The organism is Bacillus tequilensis (assembly GCF_012225885.1).
GTDB lineage: Bacteria > Bacillota > Bacilli > Bacillales > Bacillaceae > Bacillus > Bacillus tequilensis.
On sequence record NZ_CP048852.1, the window covers coordinates 1372218 to 1391238 of the forward strand.

A 19021-nucleotide genomic window follows, 5' to 3' on the forward strand; every position below is an offset into this window, starting at 1 on the left:
ACGAAAGGGCCGATATAGAAATTAGGAGGGGATTGGTTTGTTTAAAAAACTTCACATGAAGGTTGCTGTTTTTGTTTCATTGATGTTAATTGTCACAGTTGTTCTTTTAATGCTGTCTTCTTATTTGACGCTAAAACCGATGATTACAGAGGAAGGGAAAAATACAACTCAAAACGTGACACAGTCACTTGAACAAAATATTGAATTGCAATTAAAGAGTTATGCTATTTCTTTATCAAGATTGGCTAATGGGGAATTAACTCATACATTTATAACAAAACCAAGTAAAGAAGCTTCTCGGCTGTTTAATGATGACATTAAGCAAATCAAAGATAGCGATGATTATGTTGCGATGGCTTACATAGGCACCGCAAAAAAAGAAATGTTTACATATCCGAAAGCCCATTTCGCTGATGATTATGATCCGACTTCAAGACCATGGTATAAGCTTGCTGCTGAAACACCGGATCAAGTCGTTTGGACCGAGCCCTATAAGGATGTCGTGTCAGGAGATATGATTGTCACTGCTTCGAAAGCGGTTCTTGACGGGCAAAAAGTAATCGGGGTTGCCAGCTATGACTTAAAACTTTCTGCGATTCAGAGTATGGTCAATAAGCAAAAAGTGCCTTACAATGGATTTGCCTTTTTAGCTGATGCGAGCGGCAATCTATTAGCCCACCCGTCAAACCAAGGGAAAAATATATCAAAGGATCAAACATTGAAAGCCATTGCATCTGAGAAAAATGGGATACAGGATGAAAATGGGAAAATGGTTGTGTATCAAACCATTGGTGAAACGGGCTGGAAAGTCGGAACGCAATTTGATACTGATCAATTAATGTGGATTTCAGATAAAATGAATCGGGCGAATCTTTGGATCTCATTGATTGCGCTCATCATCACAATAATTCTCAGCTACTTTCTGGCCAAAACGATAACCGGGCCGATACAGCAGCTGATCGTAAAAACGAAAGCAGTTTCCGCTGGCGATTTAACAGTGCACGCGGAATCCAAATCCAAGGATGAAGTCGGTATGTTAACAAGAGACTTTAACCAGATGGTTGAAAATATGAAGGAAATGGTTGAGCAGGTGAGACTTTCTTCAGGGAAAGTATATGATACCTCTGAGCAATTAACGGCTGTCTCTGCGGAAACAAATGAAACAAGCGGACAAATTGCAAAAGCGATTGAGGAGGTTGCCGCAGGAGCATCAGAACAGGCTTCTGAAGTTGAGACCATCAACGAAAAATCAGAAAACCTGTCAACAAAAATCAGGCAGATCGCTCAGGAGGCGGGCGGAATGAAAGAACGCTCAAAATCGTCTGAGGATGCAAGCTATAAGGGACTTGACGCGCTCGGCCAGCTGCTGATGAAGTCAAACGAAGCCAACATGGAAACGAAAAAGGTTGAAACGATGCTGCTTGATTTGGAAGATCAAACAAAGAATATTGAAGAGGTCGTTACTGCGATTTCGAATATTTCTGACCAGACCAACTTGCTTGCTTTAAATGCCAGCATTGAGGCAGCCAGAGCCGGGGAAAGCGGCCGCGGTTTTGCCGTCGTAGCCGATGAAGTGCGGAAGCTTGCCGAACAATCAGCTTTATCTACAAAGCATATCAGCGAGACTGTGAAGCTTATCCAGCTTGAGACAAAAGAGGCCTCTCACGCAATGGTTGAGGCAAGCAGAATGAATGATGAACAAAACAATGCCATTCATGAGACAGGAGAGGTATTAAACACGATAACCACAGAAATGCAATCGCTGGTACAAGGCATTGATCATATTTATGAAGAAATTCAAAGAATGAGTGACGAACAGCTCGCGATATCTGAAGCCATTCAAAGCATTTCAGCCATATCACAGGAATCAGCTGCCGCAGCAGAGGAAGTGAACGCATCAACTGATGAACAGCTGATCACTCTTGATAAAGTCAAGTACTCAACAGAAACGTTAAAACATGCAAGCCAAGAGCTTATGAACACAATTGCGAAATTCACATTGTAATCCAATTTCATCTCCAAAACATGATTTGTTTTGGAGATTTTTTTTATTTTTTGAGTCTACAATATAAAGAATAGATATGATAGTCTAGAAAATGAAGGAAAAATGATAAATTTTAACTAAAAACAAAACAAAACAAAACGAAACATCTGGGAGGAATGACCTTGAAAAAAACAATTGGTTTTATCGGTCTTGGAGTGATGGGAAAAAGCATGGCATCACATATTCTCAATGACGGCCATCCTGTATTGGTGTACACTCGGACAAAAGAAAAAGCAGACAGCATACTGCAAAAAGGCGCGGTATGGAAAGATACGGTCAAAGATCTTTCAAAAGAAGCGGACGTTATCATTACAATGGTCGGCTATCCCAGTGATGTTGAAGAAGTGTATTTCGGAAGAAGCGGAATTATTGAAAACGCAAAAGAAGGCGCATATCTCATTGATATGACGACATCTAAACCGTCGCTTGCGAAGAAGATTGCTGAAGCAGCGACAGAAAAAGCATTGTTCGCTTTAGATGCTCCTGTTTCCGGCGGAGATATCGGTGCACAAAACGGAACACTCGCAATTATGGTCGGGGGAGAAAAAGAAGCATTTGAAGCCTGCCTGCCGATTTTCTCTTTAATGGGTGAAAATATTCAGTACCAAGGGCCGGCCGGAAGCGGCCAGCATACCAAGATGTGTAATCAGATTGCAATTGCAGCAGGAATGATTGGTGTTGCTGAAGCGATGGCATATGCTCAAAAATCAGGCCTGCAGCCTGAAAATGTCTTAAAAAGCATTACGACGGGTGCAGCTGGAAGCTGGTCATTGTCGAATCTTGCCCCCCGTATGCTGCAAGGCAACTTTGAACCAGGTTTTTATGTGAAGCATTTTATAAAAGATATGGGAATTGCGCTAGAGGAAGCGCAATTAATGGGGGAAGACATGCCAGGCTTGTCGCTTGCGAAATCCTTATATGACAAGCTCGCAGCACAAGGTGAAGAAAACAGCGGAACACAGAGTATATATAAGCTTTGGGTGAAATAAAAAAAGATTGCCTGTACGAAACAGGCAATCTTTTTTATTATTTTCCGATGAATTGCTGTGTCCAGATGCTGCCAGACTCAACGTAGCCTACGCCGATGTGTGTAAAGTTAGGGTTTAGAATGTTTTTTCTGTGTCCTTCACTGTTCATCCAAGCTTTTACTACTTCTTCCGGTGTCTTTTGACCCTTAGCAATGTTTTCACCTGCTGTTTTGTAGCTGATTCCGAAAGATTTCATCATGTCAAACGGCGAGCCGTAAGTTGGGCTCTGGTGATCAAAGTAGTTCTTGTCTTTCATATCCTGAGACTTTGCGTGTGCAGATTTGCTTAACGTTGCATCAATTTGAAGCGGTTTTAAGCCTTGTTTTTGTCTTTCTGCATTTGTAAGCTCAACAACTTTTTTCTCATATGCACTTACAGATGAAGGTGCAGATGTTGTTGTGTTAGTTTTTGCAGCTGCTGCAGGTGCTTTAGAAGCAGTATTTTGTTCAGCAGGTGCTTTTTCTGTCGCTTTTTGCACTGGTTTTGCCGTTTGTGTCTTTTGAACATCCTGAATATTCATGTTAGATTGCTTGGCATGTTTTTGAAGAAGCTGCTCAAGCTCTTTTTCGTTTGCAGTGTTTAAGGTTTTCATATTTGTGTTAACATGCAGTTTTTTCACTGCATCATTAAGTGACATGTTTTGCACTGTGTTCCCCGTTTTTACCGTCACCACAGGCTGGCAGGAGAGTTCTTTCGCTGATGCTTGCTGTACGCCTCCGAATGTGATAAAACCAACCGCAGCGGCAGCAGATAAAATAAATGCTTTCTTCATTAGTTCGTAACCTCCTAGAGTTGTTTGTTTCTACAAAAAAATCATAACATAGCTTTTTTGTCATAAAGAATCCATCCGTTTCCTTTGACAAAAAGAGATTGTCATGTTTGTAACCAATGTGTGCTGAACTGCTGAAATGAAGCGAATCAGCGCATGTCATGATTTTATCATACAGTTACATAGCTTCCTTTTTTTTGAATCATTAGTTATATTTTAATATGTTTTTATATTGACAGCTTTTTTTACCCCTTTTTGCTGTAACAACTATTACAAAGGTGTTACAATTAATTTCAGTATATGTAAATATATTGAATGATTTGAGAGGAGTAACCAGAAGTGACTGAAATAGGACGTGAACCAAAGAAAAAGCGCAAAGGAAACCGGGCAATCAGAATGAACCTTTTTTTCCTTGCTGTCTTTGTTCTTTTCACTGCATTAATCTTTAAGCTTGGCTTTGTTCAAATTGTTGAAGGTGATCAGCATGAAGAAGACGCTGAAAGAGCAAATGCAAAAACAGCGTACTATCCCGCGCCTCGAGGGAAAATGTACGACAGAAATCAGAAAGTGGCTGTGGATAACCAGAGCGTGCCTGAAATTGTGTATGTTTCAACATCAAGCACAAAAACAGAGGATAAAATCAAAACAGCGAAGCGGCTTGCTGCTTTCATTCATATTGACACCGAATTTTTGAAGGAAAGAGATTTGCGTGATTACTGGATCGCGTCACATCCGAAAAAAGCCCTTGCTCTGCTTAAGAAATCTGAAAGCAATCTGAAAGGGGCGCAGGCTTACAAGCTCCAAATTGATCGAATCCCGGATCAAGAATTGAAGGCTATTCAGAAAGATGACGAAGAAATGGAAATCGCTGCGATATATACAAGGTTTTCAAGCGCAAATGCTTACGAACCTCAAATCGTTAAGGCGATGAACCCAAATGAAAGCAACAGAAATGGAAAAAACGGAACGCTGCTTGATGAGAAGAAAAGCTCCACGCAGCGGCCAAAAAATGACTTAACATATGATGAAATTTCAATTGTTTCTGAGCATTTAGAAGAGCTTCCGGGAATCGACATCGTAAACTATTGGACACGAAAATACCCGTACGACAAAACGCTGTATTCCGTTTTTGGAGGCGTCACGACACCAGATCAGGGTCTTTTGAGCGACCGGAAAGATTTCTACTTAACAAGAGGCTATGCGAATAATGACAGGGTGGGAAAAAGTTATTTAGAGTATCAATATGAAGACTATTTAAATTCCCACAAGGAAAAAGTGCAATACGTAGAAGACAACAAAGGAAATGTCGTCAGCCAAAAAACCATTGATAAAGGCAGCAGGGGATACGATCTTCGGCTTTCTTTTGATATGGAGCTTCAGGCGGAAGTAGAAAAAATCATTGAAGAAGAAGTAAGAAACAGCCGCGCACGCGGAAACTATATGCTTGACAGAGCCTTTGCGGTAATGATGGACCCGAATAACGGCGATATTTTGTCGATGGCAGGAAAAAAGATAGATTTAGAAACAAATAAAATTCAAGATTATGCGATCGGGGCATTCACAACCCAATATGAAATGGGGTCAGCAGTAAAGGGCGCTACCGTACTTGCCGGCTATCAGGACGGAATTCCGCATTATAAATATTTTGTCGATACGCCTCTTTATTTAGCGGGAAATGGCAACAAACCAAAGAAATCCTACACGAATATGGGAATCATTAATGAATTAACCGCTTTGCAAAGAAGTTCAAACGTATATATGTTCAATGTCGCCATGCATATTGCGGGTGTCACATACAAGCCGCACGGGCCTCTCCCAGCTGATCAGAAGGATCTAAACAAAATGAGAAATTACTACAGCCAATTTGGCCTGGGCGTAAAGACAGGTATTGATCTGCCGCAGGAATCAGCCGGAATGCAAACCACTCCTGATGCAGTAGGAGGGCTAATACTAGATTTGGCAATCGGTCAATATGATACATACACACCGCTTCAAATGGCGCAGTACATCTCAGCCATTGCCAACGGCGGCTACCGTGTTCAGCCGAGAATTGTTACAAGTATCCATGAGCCCAGCAAGAAAGAGGGTCTCGGAAAAACAATTGAACAGAGAAAGCCAAACATTCTCAATAAAATTAACAACACAGAAAGTGATATACAGCAGGTAAAGACCGGAATGAAATTAGTTACCGCTTCAGGAACAGCTAAAAATACGTTTACAGAAGATGTATCAGGAAAAACAGGAACAGCGGAAACATTTTACTACGGTACAAATCGCAACTGGTGGGGAAAAAAAACATACAATCTGACATTTGTCGGCTATTACCCGTCGAAAAATCCAAAAGTGGCTTTCAGTGTCGTTGTACCTTCAGTAAAGGATGATGATAAGATCAATAAAATTATTGCCAAAAGAGTTATCCACGCTTATGCAGAGCTCGAAAAGAAACACGGTAAAAAATAAAAAGAAAGGGTGTACAACTGAAAGGTTGTGCACCCTTTCTTTTATTCAAAAATTGACGTTCACCATAAGAATAGAAGGAGAATACTCAATTTCTAGCGAATCATACTAGGTAAAAGTCAATCTGTATATATTTAAACACGATGATCATGCAAAGGAGGGATTCTGTGGAACAGGATACGCAGCATGTTAAACCATTTCAAACGAAAACTGATATTCATGCAGTATTGGCCTCTAATGGACGCATCATTTATATATCTGCCAACTCCAAACTGCATTTGGGCTATCTCCAAGGAGAGATGATCGGATCATTCCTCAAAACGTTTCTGCATGAGGAAGATCAATTTTTAGTTGAAAGCTATTTTTATAATGAACATCATCTGATGCCGTGCACCTTTCGTTTGATTAAAAAAGATCATACGATTGTGTGGGTGGAGGCTGCGGTAGAAATCGTTACGACAAGAGCTGAGCGGACAGAACGGGAAATCATTTTGAAAATGAAGGTTCTTGAAGAGAAAGGAAATAAATCCATAAACTGCGAAAAACATGAAATCGAGCCTGAAAGCCCGGAATCGACTACATATATCACGAATGATTATGAACGATTAGTTGAAAATCTCCCGAGTCCGCTTTGCATCAGTATCAAAGGTAAGATCGTCTATGTAAACAGCGCGATGCTTTCCATGCTGGGAGCAAAAAGCAAGGATGCTATTATTGGGAAATGGTCCTATGAATTTATTGAAGAAGAATATCATGATATCGTGAAAAACAGGATTATAAGAATGCAAAAAGGAATGGAAGTCGGAATGATCGAACAGACGTGGAAAAGGCTTGATGGAACACCTGTTCATTTAGAAGTGAAAGCGACCCCGACCATCTACAAAAACCAGCAGGCTGAACTGCTGCTGCTGATTGACATCTCTTCAAGGAAAAAATTCCAATCCATACTGCAAAAAAGCCGTGAACGATATCAGCTGCTGATTCAAAATTCAATCGATACCATTGCGGTGATTCATAACGGTAAATGGGTATTTATGAATGAGTCGGGAATTTCACTGTTTGAAGCGGCTACTTATGAAGATTTAATTGGCAAAAACATATACGATCAGCTGCATCCTTGCGATCACGAGGATGTAAAAGAGAGAATCCAAAACATCGCAGAGCAAAAAACAGAATCGGAAATTGTCAAGCAATCCTGGTTCACCTTACAGAACAGGGTCATCTATACGGAGATGGTCTGCATTCCAACGACCTTTTTTGGTGAAGCGGCCGTCCAAGTCATTCTTCGGGATATTTCTGAGAGAAAACAAACAGAAGAATTAATGCTGAAATCAGAAAAATTATCGATCGCAGGGCAGCTCGCGGCGGGAATCGCACACGAGATACGCAACCCGTTGACAGCGATTAAAGGTTTTTTACAGCTGATGAAACCGACGATGGAAGGAAACGATCATTACTTTGATATTGTATTTTCTGAACTCAGCCGGATCGAAGTAATACTCAGTGAGCTGCTTATGCTTGCGAAACCCCAGCAAAATGCCATGAAAGAATACTTGAACTTAAAAAAATTAATTGGTGAGGTCTCAGCCCTGTTAGAAACGCAGGCAAATTTGAACGGCATTTTTATCAGAACCAGCTATGAAAAGGACAGTATTTATATAAACGGAGATCAAAACCAATTAAAGCAGGTATTCATTAATTTAATTAAAAATGCAGTTGAATCAATGCCTCACGGGGGAACAGTAGACATTATCATAACCGAGGATGAGAATTCTGTTCATGTCACTGTAAAAGATGAAGGGGAAGGCATACCTGAAAAGGTGCTGAACCGGATTGGAGAACCATTTTTAACAACAAAAGAAAAAGGCACGGGGCTTGGGCTGATGGTGACATTTAATATTATTGAAAATCATAAGGGAGTCATTCATGTGGACAGCCACCCCGAAAAAGGCACAGCGTTTAAAATTTCATTTCCAAAAAATAAAACAACGGCTTAAACGCCGTTGTTTATCGTCTGCATGGATTCTCGTTTTTTTAATATAAATAATTCCAATCGGTCCAAGCCTTCTCTAAGCGTGTCCAGCGAGTATGCGAAAGACAGCCTCACATATCCTTCACCATACTTTGAGAACGAGCTCCCTGGCACGAGTGCCACACCAGCATCCTCCAATAGAGCCATACTAAATTCAAATGAAGACATTCCAAATGATTTAATAGAAGGGAAGATATAAAACGCGCCAGACGGTTTTACAACGTCAAGTCCCATGGAAACAAGGCGGTCATACACATAGTCAAGCCGTTTTTTGTATTGTTCTCTCATAATCAGGGCGTCGTCAAAGCCGTTTGTCACAGCTTCAAGAGCGGCTTTTTGAGAAATCGAAGATGCACATGACACATTGTATTGATGAACTTTTAAAATGTGTTTTGCAATGTCTTTCGGTGCGAATAAAAACCCAATTCTCCAACCGGTCATGCTGTGTGATTTTGACAAGCCGTTAATGACAATCGTTTGATCTCGCAAATGGGTTGCGATGGAATAATGCGGTCTGTCATATGTTAATTCACTGTATATTTCATCAGACAATACGAAGACATTTCTGCCTTTTAAAAGATCAGCGATGCTTTTTAGCTCCTCCTCAGATAAAGTCACACCGGTAGGATTTGACGGATACGGAAGCACGACACACTTGGTGTTAGGAGTCAGCGCATCTTCAATCAGCCGGGCAGTAAGCTTAAAGCCATGTGACGTAGTATCTACAATAACAGGCGTGGCGCCGCACAAATTGATGATTGGTTCATAGCCTGGATAAATCGGCCCCGGCATAATCACTTCATCACCGGGAGATAAAATTGTCCGGAATGCAGCATCAATGGCTTGGCTTGCGCCTGTTGTGATGATGATCTCAGATTCAGCATCATAGTTGAAATCCGCTTTTTTCTTCATATAAAGCTGTACAGCTTGTCTCAGCTCCAGATAGCCGGCGTTCGGAGTATATGATGTCACATTTTCATCAATGGCTTTTTTTGCGGCAGCCTTCACATGATGCGGTGTGAAAAAATCAGGCTGGCCGATTGTAAGTGAAATGACATCTTCATGTTGAGCTACAAGATTTGAGAATTTGCGTATTCCTGAAATTTCAATCTCTCTTGCTTTCGGATTCAGCAAATGTTCCATAATTCATCACCTTAACAAATATAATGAGTTTATCCTATTTTACCACTAGCTGATCATTTGTCACCTTTTTAGCCGATATATATCGATTGTATGCGCCTATTTTCCAAACATACCTTTCTGTTCAGAAAAAAAGAAGACAACCAGCGATTTGATTGTCTTTATTGTATCACGTTCTATTATTGTTTATATGTGCCAAATTCATTAATAACCATAATCAAAATGAAGGTCTTCGTGCCAAAGCATATACGGGGGATGTTCTTCTTGAAGATCAGCTGATTCTTTCTTCATATGCTCGTAAGCCTCTTCACTGATATCTTCTAAAACAGTCATTTCATTTTCTTTAAATATTACTAAGGTACCCATTATTTACACCCTTCTTTCGAAAAATCCTTGACTATTTTATCATTGTCAGTTGGAAAGTCAATGGGGATTAGGAAAAAAGTTTCTTTTTCAAGAATTGCAGCTTACCGCTCCCAGAATCCGATTTTGAAGCGGCTTGCCATTCACTTTTTACAATTTAAGCCGATATATACAGTACAATACTGAATGCGAATAGCGAGGGATTGAATTGTCGTTACAACAATACGAAATTTTATTGGATTCTGGAACAAATGAATTAGAAATTGTGAAGTTTGGCGTGGGCGATAATGCTTTCGGAATTAACGTGATGAAAGTAAGGGAAATTATTCAGCCAGTCGAGGTGACATCTGTGCCTCACTCCCATCAGCATGTAGAAGGAATGATTAAGCTCAGGGGAGAAATTCTTCCTGTGATCAGCCTCTTCTCATTTTTTGGAGTTGAGCCAGACGGATCAAAAGACGAGAAATATATCGTGACTGAATTCAATAAACGGAAAATTGTTTTTCATGTCGGCTCTGTTTCTCAAATTCACAGAGTATCCTGGGAAGCAATTGAAAAACCGACATCTTTAAATCAAGGCATGGAGCGGCACCTTACTGGGATTATTAAGCTTGAAGACCTGATGATCTTTTTGCCTGACTATGAAAAAATTATTTATGACATTGAATCTGACTCAGGTGTGGATACGTACAATATGCATACTGAGGGCTTCGATGAAAGAAGAGCTGATAAAAAGCTTATCATTGTAGAGGATTCACCGCTGTTGATGCGTCTCTTACAGGATGAGTTAAAAGAAGCAGGGTACAACAATGTGTCTTCGTTTGAAAACGGAAAAGAAGCATATGACTATATTATGAACCTGGCCGAAACGGAAACGGATTTATCAGAACAGATTGACATGATCATTACTGATATTGAAATGCCAAAAATGGACGGGCACAGGCTGACGAAGCTTCTGAAGGAAAATCCGAAAAGCGCAGACGTGCCGGTTATGATTTTCTCATCATTAATTACGGATGATTTGCGTCACCGCGGAGAAGTCGTTGGCGCAGATGAGCAAATCAGCAAGCCTGAGATCAGTGATTTAATTAAAAAAGTGGATACGTATGTCATCGAATAAATAAAAAACAGCCGGTGCCCGAAGGGGCACGGCTGTTTTTATTTTAAAAGTAACTTTCACCAAGTTTTTTAAAGACAGGTTTATGATAGGTTGGCTGCTGGCGATTTGGCACAAGCGGCTTTTCTTTCATGCCGACATATTCTTGCAATAGGTGTTTCGCTTTTGTTAAAGACATTTGAGCTTTAGGATTTCGGTACGATTGATTAAGTGTACCTAAATGCGGAAGATGTTCGAAGTCTTCTTTAGTTGGAGGCATGTGAAAATAGTAGTCTCCGATTGAGATAAGCACGTCCGATTGCTGTTGGCTGAACCTTGGATTTTTTGAAAAATGAAGCCCTATTTTCTTTCCTTTACCTTCTTTAACAAGCTTTTGCAAAGCCCGTTTTTTCAGCAGATATAGGTATTTAGGGTTGGGGGCGGTTTTTGCATGGCGGTTCACAGTGTAAACTGCTTTTGAAAGATTTTCTACTGTTGGCTGCAGATCTTTCGTATATGCATGGTCGTCCATTATTTCTCTCCTTTGCTCTTATCAAGTTCTATATGATTAGATTATACTTTTTTAAAGTTGAAATGCAAATATTGAATGTAAAAATGCGCTTTTTTCTAAGAAAAAAAGCGCAGTTTTAACGTATATTATACAGATTTTGCTTTCTTTTTCGGCCGCTCTTGAAATACTTCCTGAACATTCACTTCCACAGCCTGTGCACTGTATTTTGGCAATGCAACAAAATAAAAAACAAAAACAAGCAGGATGATGACGCCCATGCCGTAATAAAGATAGTCTATGTTGGAAACGAACTTAGGGAATAACAACGCAACTAAGCCGAGTGTCAAAGACTGTGCAAACATCATAAATGGATCCTGCAGGCCGCTTACACGTCCCATCAGCTTTGGATGAACAATCTTTGGCATCCATCCGCCGATTGCAATGTTGATCGGTCCGATACACATTCCCAGAGTAAAAGAAGCCGCGTAATAAACCCATAAAACATTCGTGTAGCCGAGGACAAAAATCAGCAAGCCGGCAATGAAAATCGGTATCGACATTAAAAAATGCGGCTTCACTTTTTTAGAGATGACCGTACCGATTACACTTCCAGCCAGCAGCCCAAACCCGAGTGCGATCGTAAATACTGACGTATGCCACTCATAACGGTCAGGCGCCAATCCGTATTTCATTGTAAACATCGGCAATACGGCGAATCCTCCATTGACAAATCCAAAAATGAAGAAGCCGAAAATGAGAGACGCAAGCAGTTTGTTCTTTAAAATATAGAGAACGCCTTCCCTAAAATCATGTATTGAATCTTTAACAGAAGCTTTTCTCCAGCTGTATGCACCGTTTGGCTGTCTGGCTTCTTTCGGAATCCGGCAGCTGCGGATCAAAAGCCCGGAAATGATAAAGCTGACAAAATCAAGAGCAATGGCGCCTTCAATACCGATTGTGTTGTACATGAAAGCACCTATTCCAACACCGAATACCATAAAAATACTAAAGAGCATCTGGTTAAGCCCCGCCGCTTTCGCATAGTGCTCCTTTGGCAGGATGGCTTGTACCAAACTATTTTCTGCCGGAAAGAAAAACTTCGTTACAGCGCTTCTGATAAATAAAATACAGAAAACAAGAGGAATATTGCCGGTAAATAATGTGAAAAAAAGAACGACAGTCAGGCCTGCTCTGATCCAATCACAGTTTTCCGCTACCTTCTTTCTGTCAAACCGGTCCGCGACAACTCCCACGATCAGAAATACAAATACGGTCGGAAGAGAATACATCAGCTCCGCCAAGGTCGTATATGAAGGCTGGCTGCTGAAGCGGTCCAGCAAGAAAAAAGCAAATGCCATGTTGCCTACTGTCGTGCCCATTTGAGAAGCGAGTGCTGCGAAAAATAGACGAACAAAATTACGATTTTTAAATATATCCATAAAAACGCTCCTTACCCTAAAGGTCCCACTTTATCATATTATAAACCGCCTGTTTTTGAAACAAATAAGAAAACATTACCGGTTAATGGTGACTCTTGTTCCGTTTGGCACAATTGAAGCGAGTTCGATCACGTCTTTATTATGCATGCGAATGCAGCCTTTAGAAACAGCCTTGCCAATTGAAGAAGGATTATTCGTCCCGTGAATGCCATAGTGCGGTCTAGAAAGTCCCAGCCAATACGCACCATACGGGCCGCCGGGATTCCGCTGGCGATTGATAATATAAAAATCTCCGTAAGGCGTTTGTGTCAGAATTTTCCCGACAGCAATCGGATACGTTTTAATGACTCGGTTATTTTGAAACAGAGTCAGGGTTTTCGCTCCGATTGAAACCGCGATATGATACGAATTGGGGGCACGAAGCACGGGGGTGACAAAAAAACGTCCCGGTCTGGCAGCCGATTGCAGCCCGCTAAATGACTGATATAAAACATCTGTGCTGATTCCAAAAATGGGGGGCATCATGTCCGGGACATCACTTGGTATGACATGGTATGTGAGCAATTTCCACAGCCTCCTTTTTTACTTATTAGTATTGAGGAGGAGTCCATCCTGCTACATTAATTCGTGCTTTTTAAGGTAAAGACAGTGATTTCTGGCTTGGATAGAAACCGCAACGGCAGTCTGGTCATCCCGAGGCCGCGGTTTACGTAAATATGAGTGTTTCCTGTTTGATACATTCCTTCTGTGTAGACCTTTCCATATGGAGGTGTAATAATCGGTCCGTAAAAAGGCAGCTGAATCTGGCCGCCGTGTGTATGCCCGGAAAGCTGAAGATTCACCGGATATCCAGTTGTTTTCAAGGCCGCATCAGGTTCATGGACGAGCAGGATGGAAAAAAGTTTTTCGCTAAGCCGTGAAAGGATGCCTTCATAATCTGGGTTTCCGAGCATTAAGTCATCAAGTGATGCAATCTCGATTTCGCTGCCATCTGCAAGCGGCACTGTTTGATAGCCATTGCGGTATACCGTAAAACCGCCGGCCGTCATCAGGCTTTTGTAAACAGCTGTTCCATAACCCCCATGATCATGATTGCCGTATATACAAAGTTTGCCAAAGGGAGCATTCAGTTTTCTCAGTAATGGAATGACTGCTTGATGGTGCTGATACGTATCAGGATTATCAATAATATCACCTGTAAAAACAATCAGATCAGGTGTACATTCATTAATTGTCAGGATGACAGTTTGTAAATCTTCAAGAGTAAAATAATCACTCAAGTGCGTATCACTGAACTGTACGATTTTAAAACCGTCAAATCCGTGCGGAATGAGAGAGCTTTTGATTGTGCGTTCGATTGTCTCGATCATATGCGGCTCCAGATATCGGGCATAGCCGTATCCGCCGCCGGCCGCTAAAGCCCCGGCAGCAAGAGCTCCGAACGTTCCTTTTAGGAATTGTCTTCTGGACATCTTTTTCATTTCAAACCAACCTTTAATAGAGTTTTTCTATTATATCATCTGTATCTTGAAAAAATCTCATGTCAGCATGTACTGACAGAGGCATGCATATAATGATAGAATAAAATTGAATGAATATTCATTCATAACAGGGAGGGAGAAACATGGGAAAAAAAGCGGTTATCATTACCGGCGGGTCAAGCGGCATGGGAAAAGCGATAGCAAAAAAACTGGCTGAATCAGGCTGGTACGTCATGGTGACAGGGAGGAAACGGGAGGCGCTTGAGGAAACGAAAAGAGAAATTGAGACCTTTGAGGGACAGATTGCCTGTTTTCAAATGGATGTCCGTTCAGATTCCGCTGCTTCAGACATGATTACAGAAGCGATAAAAGCCTTTGGCAGGCTTGATGCGCTGATTAACAATGCGGCCGGTAATTTTATTTGCCCGGCGGAAAAGCTGACGCCCAATGGATGGAAAGCTGTTATTGAGATTGTTTTAAACGGCACATTCTTTTGCAGCCAAGCCGCGGCAAAGCATTGGATCGAGCAGGAGCAGAAGGGCGTTATCTTAAATATGGCCGCTACGTACGCTTGGGGAGCGGGAGCTGGGGTTGTTCATTCCGCTGCAGCTAAAGCAGGGGTTTTGTCACTGACAAGAACGCTGGCCGTTGAGTGGGGAAGCCAATACGGAATCCGCTCAAACGCGATCGCCCCCGGACCGATTGAACGAACAGGAGGGGCAGAGAAGCTTTTTGAATCGGAAAAAGCGAAGGCCCGCACAATGAACAGTGTTCCTCTCGGCCGGCTGGGCACACCGGAGGAGATCGCCGCATTGGCTGCGTTTTTGCTTTCTGACGAAGCATCCTATATAAACGGGGATTGTATCACAATGGACGGGGGGCAATGGCTGAATCCTTATCCGTTTTAAAGCATATTAATCTTTGGATTCAATGTGGTATAATCAGACAAAGATAGAGAAGCAGGTGATAACATGTTGGATCCACTTGATATTTTAACGAACATGGATGATGTCCTCCCATATTACCAGGCGATTTTCAGTGCTGAGGAACAGAAAATTGTCGGATATGAGGTGCTTGGACGCATTTTGGCAGATTCAGAAATCCAAAGCCTCGGGCCCTTCTTTTTAGACGCGGGGATACCCGAAGAATATAAACTAGAGGTTGATAACAGAATTATCCGCCAGGCTCTTGACCGTTTTTTAGAGGCCGATTCAGATCTGCTGATTTTTATGAATCAGGATGCCAATCTGCTGATGCTTGATCATGGCGAAAGCTTTCTCGAGCTTCTGAAAGAATATGAAGCAAAAGGAATCGAACTTCATCGGTTTGTGCTTGAAATTACGGAGCACAATTTTGAAGGAGACATTGAGCAGCTCTACCATATGCTTGCCTACTATCGTACATACGGAATTAAAATCGCAGTCGATAACATCGGAAAAGAAAGCAGCAACTTGGACAGAATTGCCCTGCTCTCACCAGATCTGTTAAAAATTGATTTGCAGGCGCTGAAAGTATCACAGCCGTCACCTTCATATGAGCATGTGCTGTACAGCATCTCTTTATTGGCCAGAAAAATCGGTGCGGCGCTGCTGTATGAAGACATTGAGGCCAACTTCCAGCTTCAGTACGCTTGGAGAAACGGAGGCCGCTATTTTCAAGGCTATTACTTGGTGTCTCCGTCCGAAACGTTTTTAGAGAGAGATGTATTAAAACAAAGACTCAAAACTGAATTTCACCAATTTATCACACATGAGAAAAAGAAGCTTGAAACCGTCTATGAGCACTCTGAACAGTTTTACAAAAGAGTGCATCAAGCTGTGACATCTTTGAGAAAAAACAGTCTGTCTTCTGATGATGAGTTTATTAAAAAGCTGGCGGAAGAGCTGACAGATTGCAGCTTTCGAATTTACATGTGTGATGAAGAAGGCGATCAGCTGACGGGAAATGTGTTTAAACAAGATGGCGAATGGGTTTACCAGCCGGAATACGCGGAAAAGAATTGGAGCTGGCGTCCTTATTTTCTGGAGAACATCATGAGAATGAGAAATCTCAGAAAAGGATTTTTCAGTGATTTGTACAGTGATTTGGAAACAGGTGAAATGATCAGAACGTTTTCTTATCCGATGGATGATCAGATGTATTTATTTATAGATTTGCCTTATTCTTATTTATATGAGCAGGATGGACTGATTTAGCGGCTGAAAGGCCGTCTTTTTTTATGAATTGAAAAAAATATCAAAAAACGATTGACATTGACAATGAGAATCATTATCATTTATTTATAGAGAGAAGCTACTCTCTGTTCCCCAACCCCTCTATCAGATCAAGATCCAAAAAAGCTTGGCGCTACCCCCGCCAAGTTTTTTTATTTGCCTAGAGCATAAGACAATCCAATGAAACAATAAACCTTATTAGTGGAAAACGTTGGCCCGAACTCCCGAACCAATGCTGCAGCGCCGTGCAAGAGCTGTTACACGGAATGACGGTGGGAAGTCCTCATTTTATTATTACATAATTTTGAAGCCATAATCCGTTTTAAGGTCTCGTATTCATTACGACTGCTGAGTAGTTTGGCCATGTGAGTTTCACTAGGAATGTCAAAAAAATTTTTTAATCAAATGGCAAAAAAGCTTTCTTGATGATTGGATATTTGAAAAAAATCATAATTGTGTGTATGACATTCAAAAAAAGCCTCAAACTAAAGGAAAATCGTTTTTTCACTTTTTTTCTTTTCTTAAATTCAGCAGTGAAAATGCCATCCAGTCCGACTTTATGGTATGATGCTCAATAGAACTTGTATTATAATAAATACTTGTTGATTTGAAGTTGCTTTTTGAAAGGAGTCTTTTTTTAGAATGTCACAATTAATGGGTATCATCACACGGCTGCAAAGTCTGCAAGAAACGGCGGAAGCGGCTAACGAGCCAATGCAGCGTTATTTCGAAGTGAATGGTGAGAAAATATGCAGTGTTAAATATTTCGAAAAAAATCAAACGTTTGAACTGACGGTTTTCCAAAAAGGTGAAAAACCTAACACATATCCGTTTGATAATATCGACATGGTTTCAATCGAAATCTTTGAACTTCTTCAGTAGGTTTCCTGAACTGGGGAGAGCAAGCTTCCGTTTTGCAAAAAGTAATCGAAATAAACGATAAGGAACATACTTGTTTCATGGTTGTAAATCCTTGAAAAGGAGTGTCGTCATGGCTGATTCTTTTCTATTTTATAATCTTTCAGAAGCACAGATGACCTTTCAAGATGTGATGGAACGGCTTAAAGCCTTTGTTCGAAAGGATCCCCGTTCTTCCTATGTGTTATCGATCGGAACCGATTCACAGGTCTACCGCGATTACACAAAGTTTATTACCGCATTGCATTTGCATCGTACAGGCAAGGGAGCTTGGGGCTGCTTGAAAAATCATACAGTCGACAGACCCATACATAGCCTTCGGGAAAAGATTTCGTTAGAAACGGCGTACAGCCAAGAAACGGCCGCTTATATTCTTGATGGACACTTAATGGATATTACCGATCTGCTCCTGCCCTTTACCGGTGAGGGGGCGGATCTTACCTTTGAAGTTCACTTGGATATTGGGAAAAAAGGGCTCACGAAAGATCTGATTCAAGAAATGACAGGACGCATCACTTCCATGGGAATTGAGGCGAAAATAAAACCAGATTCCTATACTGCCTTCAGCTATGCAAATCGTTTCACAAAATAATTCAGGCTGAAAAGCCAAGGGAAATGTCGAATTATGCGGTTGACGTTTGTTTTCTGATTACTTATTCTAGCGGTAGAGCTGAAAGTAAGTTGTCTTGCTTTCAGAGGTATTCAGTATAAAACAGGGGGCCTGATTGCAAATGAGTCTTATCAGTGAACGATTTACAGAAGAAGAACAAAAACTTCTGCTGAATATCCTGATCAATCATGAATATGCCATCGAGCTTTTGAGCAGTGAGATCAACGATATAGAGACAGGAACCAAAAACGTTGACGGAATCACCTACAAAAAACTTGTAACGCTTTACGACCGATTTCGATTTGAAAATTAATGGAACACTCTATAATTGATACTCACACAAAGAGTATCTTTTTTAATGAAAGGAAACTTTTCGACAAATACTGATAAAGTTTATATTATTGTAATATAGGGAATGTATTGTTGATGAAAATGAAAAGGGGTCGAAAACATGATAAGCTTACAATCAGACCAGCTTCTTGAGGCAACAGTCGGACAGTTTATGATTGAGGCGGACAAAGTAGCGCACGTTCAAGTCGGCAACAATCTTGAGCACGCATTATTAGTGCTGACAAAAACCGGATACACAGCCATCCCGGTTCTTGATCCTTCCTATCGTTTACATGGTTTAATCGGTACAAATATGATCATGAACAGCATTTTCGGGCTTGAACGAATTGAGTTTGAAAAGCTTGACCAAATTACGGTTCAGGAGGTCATGCTGACTGATATTCCGCGTCTCCATATCAATGATCCGATTATGAAAGGATTTGGCATGGTCATTAATAACGGATTTGTCTGTGTTGAAAATGACGAGCAGGTATTTGAAGGGATTTTTACAAGAAGAGTGGTTTTAAAGGAATTGAATAAGCATATACGCTCATTAAATAAGTAGGCTATTCAGCCTATTTTTGTTATAT

The 19021-nt window shown here is 41.0% G+C and carries 18 protein-coding genes; 11 read left to right on the top strand and 7 right to left on the bottom strand.

Annotated elements, in window-relative coordinates:
- Positions 1-37: 37 nt before the first annotated feature.
- Positions 38-2005: a methyl-accepting chemotaxis protein McpC gene (gene mcpC / locus G4P54_RS07340; protein ID WP_167872237.1), complete on the top strand. Its 1968-nt coding sequence runs from the start codon at positions 38-40 to the stop codon at positions 2003-2005.
- Between the two features lie 146 nt (positions 2006-2151).
- Positions 2152-3033, top strand: coding sequence for an NAD(P)-dependent oxidoreductase (locus G4P54_RS07345; RefSeq protein WP_420809526.1), 882 nt, complete (start codon positions 2152-2154; stop codon positions 3031-3033).
- Positions 3034-3070: 37 nt separating this feature from the next.
- Here the strand turns inward: G4P54_RS07345 and G4P54_RS07350 are convergent, their stop codons facing one another.
- Positions 3071-3844 (bottom strand): CAP domain-containing protein, encoded by a 774-nt coding sequence (locus G4P54_RS07350; protein WP_167872239.1) that lies wholly within the window; start codon positions 3842-3844, stop codon positions 3071-3073.
- A 336-nt stretch (positions 3845-4180) separates the two neighbouring features.
- On the opposite strand from G4P54_RS07350, the gene G4P54_RS07355 reads away from it, so the two are divergent.
- Both G4P54_RS07355 and kinA read left to right on the top strand, forming a co-directional pair.
- Positions 4181-6301, top strand: coding sequence for a peptidoglycan D,D-transpeptidase FtsI family protein (locus G4P54_RS07355; RefSeq protein ID WP_167872240.1), 2121 nt, complete (start codon positions 4181-4183; stop codon positions 6299-6301).
- Between the two features lie 164 nt (positions 6302-6465).
- Positions 6466-8295 carry a sporulation histidine kinase KinA gene (gene kinA / locus G4P54_RS07360; RefSeq protein ID WP_167872241.1) on the top strand — a complete coding sequence of 610 codons (1830 nt, stop codon included), beginning with the start codon at positions 6466-6468 and terminating at the stop codon, positions 8293-8295.
- Here kinA and G4P54_RS07365 read toward each other — a convergent pair.
- Both G4P54_RS07365 and G4P54_RS07370 read right to left on the bottom strand, forming a co-directional pair.
- Positions 8292-9473, bottom strand: a complete 1182-nt coding sequence (locus G4P54_RS07365; protein ID WP_024716254.1) for an aminotransferase A — start codon at positions 9471-9473, stop codon at positions 8292-8294. The genes kinA and G4P54_RS07365 overlap by 4 nt on opposite strands.
- A 201-nt stretch (positions 9474-9674) precedes the next feature.
- Complete coding sequence (locus G4P54_RS07370) at positions 9675-9836, bottom strand: hypothetical protein (RefSeq protein ID WP_167872242.1); 162 nt, start codon at positions 9834-9836, stop codon at positions 9675-9677.
- Positions 9837-10041: 205 nt separating this feature from the next.
- On the opposite strand from G4P54_RS07370, the gene cheV reads away from it, so the two are divergent.
- Positions 10042-10953: a chemotaxis protein CheV gene (gene cheV / locus G4P54_RS07375; RefSeq protein ID WP_024716253.1), complete on the top strand. Its 912-nt coding sequence runs from the start codon at positions 10042-10044 to the stop codon at positions 10951-10953.
- A gap of 43 nt (positions 10954-10996) precedes the next feature.
- Here the strand turns inward: cheV and G4P54_RS07380 are convergent, their stop codons facing one another.
- The 4 genes from G4P54_RS07380 to G4P54_RS07395 all read right to left on the bottom strand — a co-directional run bounded on the left by G4P54_RS07380 (position 10997) and on the right by G4P54_RS07395 (position 14360).
- Positions 10997-11461 (bottom strand): YkyB family protein, encoded by a 465-nt coding sequence (locus tag G4P54_RS07380; protein WP_024716252.1) that lies wholly within the window; start codon positions 11459-11461, stop codon positions 10997-10999.
- Between the two features lie 125 nt (positions 11462-11586).
- A complete protein-coding gene (locus G4P54_RS07385; protein ID WP_024716251.1) occupies positions 11587-12879 on the bottom strand; it encodes an MFS transporter in 1293 nt (430 codons plus the stop codon).
- Positions 12880-12954: 75 nt separating this feature from the next.
- Entirely contained in the window at positions 12955-13443 is a 489-nt protein-coding gene (locus tag G4P54_RS07390; protein ID WP_420809522.1) for a L,D-transpeptidase, read from the bottom strand.
- 56 nt (positions 13444-13499) lie between these two features.
- On the bottom strand, positions 13500-14360 hold the full coding sequence (locus G4P54_RS07395) for a metallophosphoesterase (protein WP_167872243.1): 861 nt from the start codon (positions 14358-14360) through the stop codon (positions 13500-13502).
- Between the two features lie 143 nt (positions 14361-14503).
- Here G4P54_RS07395 and fadH point away from each other — a divergent pair, with 143 nt between their 5' ends.
- From fadH to cbpB, 6 genes are all read left to right on the top strand, one after another.
- A complete protein-coding gene (fadH, locus tag G4P54_RS07400) occupies positions 14504-15268 on the top strand; it encodes a 2,4-dienoyl-CoA reductase (RefSeq protein WP_167872244.1) in 765 nt (254 codons plus the stop codon).
- A gap of 63 nt (positions 15269-15331) precedes the next feature.
- Positions 15332-16555 carry an EAL domain-containing protein gene (locus G4P54_RS07405; RefSeq protein ID WP_167872245.1) on the top strand — a complete coding sequence of 408 codons (1224 nt, stop codon included), beginning with the start codon at positions 15332-15334 and terminating at the stop codon, positions 16553-16555.
- A 660-nt stretch (positions 16556-17215) separates the two neighbouring features.
- The gene (locus G4P54_RS07410) at positions 17216-17455 is read left to right on the top strand and encodes a YkuJ family protein (protein WP_003218671.1); all 240 of its coding nucleotides are present in this window, start codon (positions 17216-17218) and stop codon (positions 17453-17455) included.
- A gap of 109 nt (positions 17456-17564) precedes the next feature.
- Positions 17565-18083 (top strand): ribonuclease H-like YkuK family protein, encoded by a 519-nt coding sequence (locus G4P54_RS07415; protein ID WP_167872246.1) that lies wholly within the window; start codon positions 17565-17567, stop codon positions 18081-18083.
- A 133-nt stretch (positions 18084-18216) separates the two neighbouring features.
- Positions 18217-18414 carry an AbrB antirepressor AbbA gene (abbA, locus tag G4P54_RS07420; RefSeq protein WP_081719932.1) on the top strand — a complete coding sequence of 66 codons (198 nt, stop codon included), beginning with the start codon at positions 18217-18219 and terminating at the stop codon, positions 18412-18414.
- 138 nt (positions 18415-18552) lie between these two features.
- Complete coding sequence (gene cbpB / locus G4P54_RS07425; protein ID WP_024716244.1) at positions 18553-18996, top strand: cyclic-di-AMP-binding protein CbpB; 444 nt, start codon at positions 18553-18555, stop codon at positions 18994-18996.
- Positions 18997-19021 lie beyond the last annotated feature (25 nt).